General features: G+C 38.4%; 8 protein-coding genes. All 8 read left to right on the forward strand.

Annotated features, from left to right (window positions below; genetic code table 11):
- Positions 1-48: 48 nt before the first annotated feature.
- On the forward strand, positions 49-1,458 hold the full coding sequence (gene uxaC / locus DW005_RS11975) for a glucuronate isomerase (protein WP_117479731.1): 1,410 nt from the start codon (positions 49-51) through the stop codon (positions 1,456-1,458).
- A 16-nt stretch (positions 1,459-1,474) separates the two neighbouring features.
- Positions 1,475-4,315 carry a glycosyl hydrolase 115 family protein gene (locus DW005_RS11980; protein ID WP_117479733.1) on the forward strand — a complete coding sequence of 947 codons (2,841 nt, stop codon included), beginning with the start codon at positions 1,475-1,477 and terminating at the stop codon, positions 4,313-4,315.
- Between the two features lie 660 nt (positions 4,316-4,975).
- The gene (locus DW005_RS14240; protein ID WP_004615306.1) at positions 4,976-5,323 is read left to right on the forward strand and encodes a transposase; all 348 of its coding nucleotides are present in this window, start codon (positions 4,976-4,978) and stop codon (positions 5,321-5,323) included.
- Positions 5,313-6,134 (forward strand): IS3 family transposase, encoded by an 822-nt coding sequence (locus DW005_RS11985; RefSeq protein WP_004841748.1) that lies wholly within the window; start codon positions 5,313-5,315, stop codon positions 6,132-6,134. The genes DW005_RS14240 and DW005_RS11985 overlap by 11 nt, the downstream gene beginning before the upstream one ends.
- A gap of 152 nt (positions 6,135-6,286) precedes the next feature.
- Positions 6,287-6,370 (forward strand): 23S rRNA methyltransferase attenuation leader peptide, encoded by an 84-nt coding sequence (locus DW005_RS11990; RefSeq protein ID WP_001814874.1) that lies wholly within the window; start codon positions 6,287-6,289, stop codon positions 6,368-6,370.
- Positions 6,371-6,494: 124 nt separating this feature from the next.
- Entirely contained in the window at positions 6,495-7,232 is a 738-nt protein-coding gene (erm(B), locus tag DW005_RS11995) for a 23S rRNA (adenine(2058)-N(6))-methyltransferase Erm(B) (RefSeq protein WP_117479738.1), read from the forward strand.
- Between the two features lie 361 nt (positions 7,233-7,593).
- Positions 7,594-7,833: a helix-turn-helix domain-containing protein gene (locus tag DW005_RS12005; RefSeq protein ID WP_002380754.1), complete on the forward strand. Its 240-nt coding sequence runs from the start codon at positions 7,594-7,596 to the stop codon at positions 7,831-7,833.
- Between the two features lie 394 nt (positions 7,834-8,227).
- The gene (locus DW005_RS12010; RefSeq protein ID WP_002380753.1) at positions 8,228-9,718 is read left to right on the forward strand and encodes a primase C-terminal domain-containing protein; all 1,491 of its coding nucleotides are present in this window, start codon (positions 8,228-8,230) and stop codon (positions 9,716-9,718) included.
- Positions 9,719-9,843: the final 125 nt, after the last annotated feature.

Genomic DNA, 9,843 nt, shown 5'->3' on the forward strand with positions numbered 1-9,843 from the left:
GATTATATGCTAAAATAAAAATGAACGCAATATTTAGGAGGAAAGACCATGAAACCATTTATGGATAGCGATTTTTTACTACAAACCGATACAGCAAAAAAACTGTACCATGATTATGCCAAACAGGTGCCGGTGTTAGATTATCATTGTCATCTCGTCCCAAAGGAAATTGCAGGGGATATACATTTTAAAAATATGACGGAGCTGTGGTTAGGAGCTGACCATTATAAGTGGCGTGTCATGCGCTCAAATGGTGTTGATGAACGCTTCATCACAGGGGATGCCTCCGATGAAGAAAAGTTCCACGCTTTTGCAAAAGCCCTGCCAAATTGTATTGGTAATCCGATGTATCACTGGTGTCACTTGGAACTACAAAGATATTTCGGCATAAATGAGACTTTATCTGAGAAGAATTGGAAAGAAATTTATGATAAATGTAATGAAATTTTGCAAAAACCGGAAATGTCTGCAAAAAATCTGATTCGTATGTCCGGTGTTACCCTCGTTTGTACGACAGATGACCCGATTGATGATTTACATTATCACGAGCAGATTGCAGCTGATTCGGATTTTGATGTGCAGGTTCTCCCGGCATGGCGTCCGGACCTTGCGATGAGTCCGGAAAAAGAAGGATTTGTTTCTTACATTCAGAAACTTGGTGAAGTAAGCGGCGTTACCATTACGGATTTTACAACGCTCAAAGAAGCACTTGTTAAACGTTTGGATTATTTCGCAGAGAGAGGCTGTGTAGTTTCTGACCACGGTTTGGATTATGCAGAGTTTTGTCCGCTTAGTGAGGAAGAAGAAAATGCACTGGTAAAGAAAAGTCTTGCCGGTGAGACTTTGACCGAAGAGGAATTAAAACAGTACCGCACAATGTGTATGCTGTTTTTGGGTGCTGAGTACAAAAAGAGAAACTGGGTTATGCAGCTTCACTATGGTGCAAAGCGCGAGAATAATGAACTGGTATTTAAGAGTGCCGGTGCCAACGCCGGAATCGACTGCATTAATCCAAAAGGATTTGTTGCTGAAGTTGCAGATTTTATGAATGCCTTAAACCGCGAGGGAAATCTTCCAAAAACAATTATTTACTCCTTAAATCCAACCGACAATGCATTGATTGGAACGATGATTGGATGTTTCCAGGGAGATGGCGTGCGCGGCAAAATCCAGCAGGGTGCTGCCTGGTGGTTCAATGACCATAAATACGGTATGGAAGAGCATATGAAGTCATTGGCTTCTTTAAGTCTTCTTGGCAATTTTGTTGGTATGCTGACGGATTCGAGAAGTTTTATTTCTTATCCGCGTCATGAGTATTTCCGCCGTATTTTATGCAATTATATCGGAAATCTTGTGGAAAATGGCGAGTATCCGGAGGATTATGACCTCTTAGGAGAAATCGTGAAAAATATTTCATATTACAATGCAGTAAATTATTTTGGCTTTGACTTAAAGTAAGAAAGGAAACAGTTTTATGTTTGAATTGGTAAAAGGAACACAGGCTGCGAGCCTTTACATTGCAAAAGAGGCGGATGATTTTGCGGGACTTTCCCACGTGGCAGAAAAAATCCAGAAAGATATTGAACTTGTCACGGGTGTGGCGCCGAAAATTTGTGATGCGATGCCGGAGGGATATTCGATAATTCCGGGTACCATTGGAAAAAATCCAGTGATTGATGAAATGATTGCAAATGGGAAATTGAATGTTTCTCAATTAGACGGAAAACGGGAGAGTTATACTATTTGTCTTGTGGACGGCGATAAACTGGTAATTGCCGGAACAGAGACGGTGGCAACTTTGCATGGTATGTATCACATTTCCGAAAAAATCGGTGTATCACCATGGGTGTACTGGGGAGATGCCATTCCACGCAAACAGGCAGAGATTGTCTGGGATGAGAGTATCGAATTTACCTCAAAAGAGCCTTCGGTTAAATTCCGTGGATTCTTTATGAATGATGAGTGGCCGTCTCTTGGCAACTTTGTCATGAATACGTTTGGTGATTTTAATGTGAAATTTTATGACCGGGTATTTGACCTTTTGCTCCGTTTAAAGGGCAATTATTTCTGGCCGGCGATGTGGTCTGCTTCTTTGTGCCTGGATGGAAGCAAAGAGGATCCACTGGCAAATGTAAAATTAGCGACAGACCTTGGGATTACGATTGGAAATTCTCATCATGAACCTTTGATGCGTTCCAGTGAGGAATGGGATAAAGTAAAGACCGATACGAACAATGTCGGTTATGGAAAAGACTGGAATTATTATACCAATGGCGAAGGCTTGTACCGTTACTGGGAAGATGGCGTAGAGAGAAACAAAGACTTTAAACATATGATTACGATTGGTATGCGTGGTGAGCGTGATACGACAATGCTTCCGGAAGGTTCCTCGATTCAGGAAAATGTGGAACTGCTTCGCAAGATTATTGCAGACCAGTTAGAGATTATTAAGGCAAAAGACTGTGATGACATGCCAAAGATGCTTGCCCTTTACAAAGAGGTAGAAGATTATTATTACGGCGGCGATGGCGTAGAAGGTTTAAAAGACTGGGCTGCGCTTGATGACACGATTCTTCTTTTGTCGGACGATAACTTTGGAAATGTGCGTACACTGCCAATCAAGGAAAACCGCGACAGAAAAGCCGGTTTTGGTCTGTATTATCATTTTGATTATCATGGTTCGCCGGTTTCCTATGAATGGGTTAATTCGACACCGCTTCCAAAAGTATGGGAGCAGCTTACCATGGCATATGAGTACGGTATTAAAGATTTGTGGATTGTCAATGTCGGAGATATCCGTCCGCAGGAACTTCCTCTTTCCTACTACATGGCACTTGCTTATGATTATGAGGGAATGGGAATCAATCATCCAAATGAAACCGATGATTTCATCCGCGGCTGGGTAGAAGAGCAGTTTGGCGGCGTTGTAGAAGATGACGATGTCAAAGAAGAAATTGTTTCTGTTTTGAAAGCATATACAAGAATGCATGGTAACCGCCGTCCGGAAGTAACATATCCGGATACCTATCATGTGACACACTACGGTGAAAGCAGTAAAATGATTCATCTCTGCCACCGCATTAAAAAGATGGCAGACGACATTGATGGCAAACTTCCGGAAGAAGCAAAGGCAAGTTATTATGGACTTGTTTATTATCCGGCAGTTGCAGGGGCAAATGTTCAGTTGATGAATCTGTATGCAGCGAAGAATCAATTTTATGCGAAGTATGGTGTGGCAGCAGCAAAAGATTATGCAGAAAAAGTAAAACAATGCATTACATATGATGAAGAACTGACAAATTATTATAATAAAGAAATGGCAGATGGCAAATGGGATGGCATGATGCTTTCGGCACACATCGGTTTTACGCATTGGAATGATGAGGACTGGAAGTACCCGGAGACCGTTCAGGGAGCTGTATCGGATGAGAATAAGCTGCTTGTTCATGCAGCCGATTCCGATTGCTTTGTATCGGAAGGGGAGGTTTCTCTTCCTGAGTTTACTTCTGTTGGTGAAGAAACATATCTGCTTCAGGCTGCAAATGCCAAAGATGCTTTGCTTGATGTGACACTTACATGCGAGGATGATTTTGTTTCGATTCGTGAATTATCCTGTGGTCCACAGTCTGTCCGTAATTTTGAGGTGTCCGTTGACTTCTCAAAACTTACCGGGACAAAAGAGTCTGAAATCCTTGTTCAGGCAGCAGGCTGTGAAGTGAAAGTAAAAGTTAAAGCAGTTGTAGTAACGGAGAAGCTGCCATCGATGACATTTGTAGAGCGCGATGGTATTGTCTCGATGGAGGCAGAACATTTTGCAGCGAATGAATCAAAGGATGGCAAGGAATGGAAATGCCTGAAAGAATATGGTAAAACCCTTTCTTCTATGAAAGTGTATCCGATGGGAACAAACTTTGACAAACCGGGCGAGGGACCAAGTCTTTCGTATTCCGTTTTGATTCGTGAGGGCGGTGAGTACACACTGCGTGTGATTACAGCACCGACGAACAGCTTGGAAGATGGACGCAATATGCGGTATGCCGTTTCTTTTGATGACGGCAGTGCGAGTGAAGTTAAGACTGTTCTTGATGAGCATTATAACATTGGTGGCGGCCACAGCCGTGCCAGAGACTGGGCAGAGGGTGTATTAAATAACTGCCACTATGGAGAAACGAAGGTAACATTGGATAAGGGCGTACATACGATTCATATCTATTGTATGGAATCTGGTCTGGTTTTGCAGAAACTTGTGCTTAGTCATGAGGGAGATGTCAAAGAATCTTACTTTGGACCGACCGAGAGTGGGGTTGTGAGATAGGATTTTGACCGTTCAGGGACAAAAAATGACCGTTCATGCCAATTTTGTGCGTGAGCGGTTATTTTGTGTTATACTTGGTTTGCTTGCAGATAGTAAAGGAGAGGAGCGGAAAAATGAAAATAAGAATTGCATGCTGTGATGACGAAAAGCAGCAGTTGGAATTATACAAAACGATGTTTACGAATATTGAAATGCGTCAGGATATTAAAATAAATTTTATATCTGATTTTTGATTATCCGCATAAACACTATACTTTCAAGCATTTTGAAATATAGGAAAGCACTCATTTTACCACGAATTTACCACGATTGAATGAGCCTTGATATGACGTAAGAATTTGAAAAGGACACCGTATAGTTTGGTGTCCTTTTACATGAAAATCATTAGTCGCTATTGATTGTTATTATACATTTTGTTAATTGTTCTTATTTCTTTTACGTTTTTTACCGAAAATCATGAGTATTGTCCGAGAGTGATTGGTCTTGCGTATGGTTAACCCTAAAGTTATGGAAATAAGACTTAGAAGCAAACTTAAGAGTGTGTTGATAGTGCATTATCTTAAAATTTTGTATAATGGTATCGTAATTTAAGACACTTCAAGAGACATTTCTTAATGAATCTGATATACTGTAAACACTACAGAAAGAAGGATTATTATTATGTCTCGAACAAGAAGAAATTTCTCTGCCAAATTCAAATCAGAATTAGTGATTGAACTGCTCAAAGGAGAAAAAGACTTAAATACAATCGCAACCGAAAACAATATTCAGCCGAATCTTCTCCGCAACTGGAAGAAGGAGTTCCTCGATAAAGCATCCGTGGTTTTTAATGACACACGAGAGGATAATCTGAAAGAAAAACTCGCTTTAGAACGCAAGGAAAAAGCTGAATATGCGAAAAAAGTTGGCCAGCTCACCATGCAGGTGGATTGGTTGAAAAAAAAATCTGAAGAAACACTTGGACCTGACTACGAGAGTAAATTTAGTCCAAAACCTTTTGAAGACTAAAGAACTTCCAGTTAAAACAGGAGCTACACTTCTTGATATCAATCGTACCAGTGTTTATTACAAGGGCATGCCCATATCTCAGGAGGAGTTGGATTGCAAATCGATCATAGATCGATTACACACGGATAATCCGGCCTGGGGAGCACGACAACTGTCTGCTCAACTGAAGAAGCGTGGGCATCAGGTTGGTCGCCGGAAAACGCGCCGTTATATGAATGAAATGGGGATTGATCCAATTTATCCAAAAATGAACCTTTCTAAACGTATGCGACAGGCTAAAGTCTGCCCGTATCTGCTACGTAACGCCGTTATCGACCGTCCAAATCAGGCATGGTCAATCGACATTACATACATCCCCATTAAGCGTGGATTTCTGTATCTGACCGCTGTGATTGACTGGTACAGCCGCTGTATCGTTGGCTGGGAAGTCGATGATACTCTGGATACCAGAATGGTCATAACTGCGTTAAAAAAGGCGTTTATAGTGGCAAAACCTGTTATCCTGAATTCAGATCAGGGCTGTCAGTTTACAAGCAATGAGTACATGAATTTCCTCAAAGAGAACCAGATCCGTCAAAGCATGGATGGTAAAAGCCGGTGGGCTGACAATATCATGATTGAACGATGGTTCCGAAGCTTCAAGTACGAGGAAGCATATCTGACCCAATATAACAATATCAGAGAAGCACGGAAGGCAATCGGTAAATATGTGCACACTTACAACTTTGAACGTTGTCATTCTGCACTCAATAATCAAACACCGGCATCCTGCTATTATCCGATTCTGTTACTGGATGATCATGCAGCCTAAGGGGGGGATTTTCTCCCCTACCCAGTTACATATATCAGTTCATTATAAAAAGCTTAGATTTTTGTCTTGACAACTGAACCACTATATTGTATAATAGGAATTGAAGTTAAATTAGATGCTAAAAATTTGTAATTAAGAAGGAGGGATTCGTCATGTTGGTATTCCAAATGCGTAATGTAGATAAAACATCTACTGTTTTGAAACAGACTAAAAACAGTGATTACGCAGATAAATAAATACGTTAGATTAATTCCTACCAGTGACTAATCTTATGACTTTTTAAACAGATAACTAAAATTACAAACAAATCGTTTAACTTCTGTATTTATTTACAGATGTAATCACTTCAGGAGTGATTACATGAACAAAAATATAAAATATTCTCAAAACTTTTTAACGAGTGAAAAAGTACTCAACCAAATAATAAAACAATTGAATTTAAAAGAAACCGATACCGTTTACGAAATTGGAACAGGTAAAGGGCATTTAACGACGAAACTGGCTAAAATAAGTAAACAGGTAACGTCTATTGAATTAGACAGTCATCTATTCAACTTATCGTCAGAAAAATTAAAACTGAATACTCGTGTCACTTTAATTCACCAAGATATTCTACAGTTTCAATTCCCTAACAAACAGAGGTATAAAATTGTTGGGAATATTCCTTACCATTTAAGCACACAAATTATTAAAAAAGTGGTTTTTGAAAGCCGTGCGTCTGACATCTATCTGATTGTTGAAGAAGGATTCTACAAGCGTACCTTGGATATTCACCGAACACTAGGGTTGCTCTTGCACACTCAAGTCTCGATTCAGCAATTGCTTAAGCTGCCAGCGGAATGCTTTCATCCTAAACCAAAAGTAAACAGTGTCTTAATAAAACTTACCCGCCATACCACAGATGTTCCAGATAAATATTGGAAGCTATATACGTACTTTGTTTCAAAATGGGTCAATCGAGAATATCGTCAACTGTTTACTGAAAATCAGTTTCATCAAGCAATGAAACACGCCAAAGTAAACAATTTAAGTACCATTACTTATGAGCAAGTATTGTCTATTTTTAATAGTTATCTATTATTTAACGGGAGGAAATAATTCTATGAGTCGCTTTTGTAAATTTGGAAAGTTACACGTTACTAAAGGGAATGTAGATAAATTATTAGGTATACTACTGACAGCTTCCAAGGAGCTAAAGCGCTCGGGACCCCATTAAGTATTTTTAAAAGCATGGTCGCAAGTTTCACTAGCAGCCATGCTTTTATTGAATCATTGTAGGACATTTTAAAGATAATTGCCCACTTTAAAATTAAACATGTGCTTAGAATCGTTCTAGGCAACACCAATAACAATCACTAATCACAAGTGATTTGTGATTAATCACTTGTGATTTACAAGGTGTAACGATATAATTAAATGGAAAACGTGCAAAATATTTACATAAACAGGAGGGAGAAACTTGGAACTAGCATTTAGAGAAAGCTTAAAAAAGATGAGAGGTACCAAATCAAAAGAAAAATTCTCCCAAGAATTAGAAATGAGTAGATCAAATTATTCATTGATTGAATCAGGAAAATCAGATCCGACATTAAAAACATTGGAACGAATTGCAGAATTGACAAACTCAACCTTAGTTATTGACTTAATTCCTAATGAATTAGAACAAGTAGAGTTGCAAATAGAAGAAGAGAAGCAATGATTGTCGTTAATATATTTAACGAAATTGTTGCTTATTTTTTTTAAAAGCGGTATACTAGATATAACGAAACAACGAACTGAATAAAGAATACAAAAAAAGAGCCACGACCAACTTATTTTCCGCCAAGAAAATAAGTTGCGAGCCTTAATTGATTACCACCAATCAATTAAAGAAGTCGAGACCCGAAATTTGGTAAAGTATTTAATTACTTTATTAATCAGATACTTAAATATCTGTAAACCCATTATATCGGGTTTTTGAGGGAATTTCAAGTCTTTAAGAAGATACCAGGCAATCAATTAAGAAAAACTTAGTTGATTGCCTTTTTTGTTGTGATTCAACTTTGATCGTAGCTTCTAACTAATTAATTTTCGTAAGAAAGGAGAACAGCTGAATGAATATCCCTTTTGTTGTAGAAACTGTGCTTCATGACGGCTTGTTAAAGTACAAATTTAAAAATAGTAAAATTCGCTCAATCACTACCAAGCCAGGTAAAAGCAAAGGGGCTATTTTTGCGTATCGCTCAAAAAAAAGCATGATTGGCGGACGTGGCGTTGTTCTGACTTCCGAAGAAGCGATTCACGAAAATCAAGATACATTTACGCATTGGACACCAAACGTTTATCGTTATGGTACGTATGCAGACGAAAACCGTTCATACACGAAAGGACATTCTGAAAACAATTTAAGACAAATCAATACCTTCTTTATTGATTTTGATATTCACACGGCAAAAGAAACTATTTCAGCAAGCGATATTTTAACAACAGCTATTGATTTAGGTTTTATGCCTACGTTAATTATCAAATCTGATAAAGGTTATCAAGCATATTTTGTTTTAGAAACGCCAGTTTATGTGACCTCAAAATCAGAATTTAAATCTGTCAAAGCAGCCAAAATAATCTCGCAAAATATCCGAGAATATTTTGGAAAGTCTTTGCCAGTTGATCTAACGTGCAATCATTTTGGGATTGCTCGTATACCAAGAACGGACAATGTAGAATTTTTTGATCCCAATTACCGTTATTCTTTCAAAGAATGGCAAGATTGGTCTTTCAAACAAACAGATAATAAGGGCTTTACTCGTTCAAGTCTAACGGTTTTAAGCGGTACAGAAGGCAAAAAACAAGTAGATGAACCCTGGTTTAATCTCTTATTGCACGAAACGAAATTTTCAGGAGAAAAGGGTTTAATAGGGCGTAATAACGTCATGTTTACCCTCTCTTTAGCCTACTTTAGTTCAGGCTATTCAATCGAAACGTGCGAATATAATATGTTTGAGTTTAATAATCGATTAGATCAACCCTTAGAAGAAAAAGAAGTGATTAAACTTGTTAGAAGTGCCTATTCAGAAAACTATCAAGGGGCTAATAGGGAATACATTACCATTCTTTGCAAAGCTTGGGTATCAAGTGATTTAACCAGTAAAGATTTATTTGTCCGTCAAGGGTGGTTTAAATTCAAGAAAAAAAGAAGTGAACGTCAACGTGTTCATTTGTCAGAATGGAAAGAAGATTTAATGGCTTATATTAGCGAAAAAAGTGATGTATACAAGCCTTATTTGGTGACGACTAAAAAAGAGATTAGAGAAGCGCTAGGCATTCCTGAGCGGACATTAGATAAATTGCTGAAGGTACTGAAGGCGAATCAGGAAATTTTCTTTAAGATTAAACCAGGAAGAAATGGTGGCATTCAACTTGCTAGTGTTAAATCATTGTTGCTATCGATCATTAAAGTAAAAAAAGAAGAAAAAGAAAGCTATATAAAGGCGCTGTCAGAGTTTTTTGACTTAGAACATACATTCATTCAAGAGACTTTAAACAAGCTAGCAGAACGCCCAAAAACGGACACACAACTCGATTTGTTTAGCTATGATACAGGCTGAAAATAGATAAAGTCCGTATAATTGTGTAAAAGTAAAAAGGCCATATAACAGTCCTTTTACGGTACAATGTTTTTAACGACAAAAACATACCCAGGAGGACTTTTACATGACCCAAGTACATTTTA

It is taken from the genome of Clostridium sp. AF36-4, assembly GCF_003435975.1.
Classification (GTDB): Bacteria; Bacillota; Clostridia; order Lachnospirales; family Lachnospiraceae; genus Eubacterium_F.

Excerpts from the sequence above, each read along its gene's own strand:
- uxaC (WP_117479731.1), top strand. The coding sequence starts at position 49 with ATGAAACCATTTATGGATAGCGATTTTTTACTACAAACCGATACAGCA.
- DW005_RS11980 (WP_117479733.1), top strand. The coding sequence starts at position 1,475 with ATGTTTGAATTGGTAAAAGGAACACAGGCTGCGAGCCTTTACATTGCA.
- DW005_RS14240 (WP_004615306.1), top strand. The coding sequence starts at position 4,976 with ATGTCTCGAACAAGAAGAAATTTCTCTGCCAAATTCAAATCAGAATTA.
- DW005_RS11990 (WP_001814874.1), top strand. The coding sequence starts at position 6,287 with ATGTTGGTATTCCAAATGCGTAATGTAGATAAAACATCTACTGTTTTG.
- DW005_RS12010 (WP_002380753.1), top strand. The coding sequence starts at position 8,228 with ATGAATATCCCTTTTGTTGTAGAAACTGTGCTTCATGACGGCTTGTTA.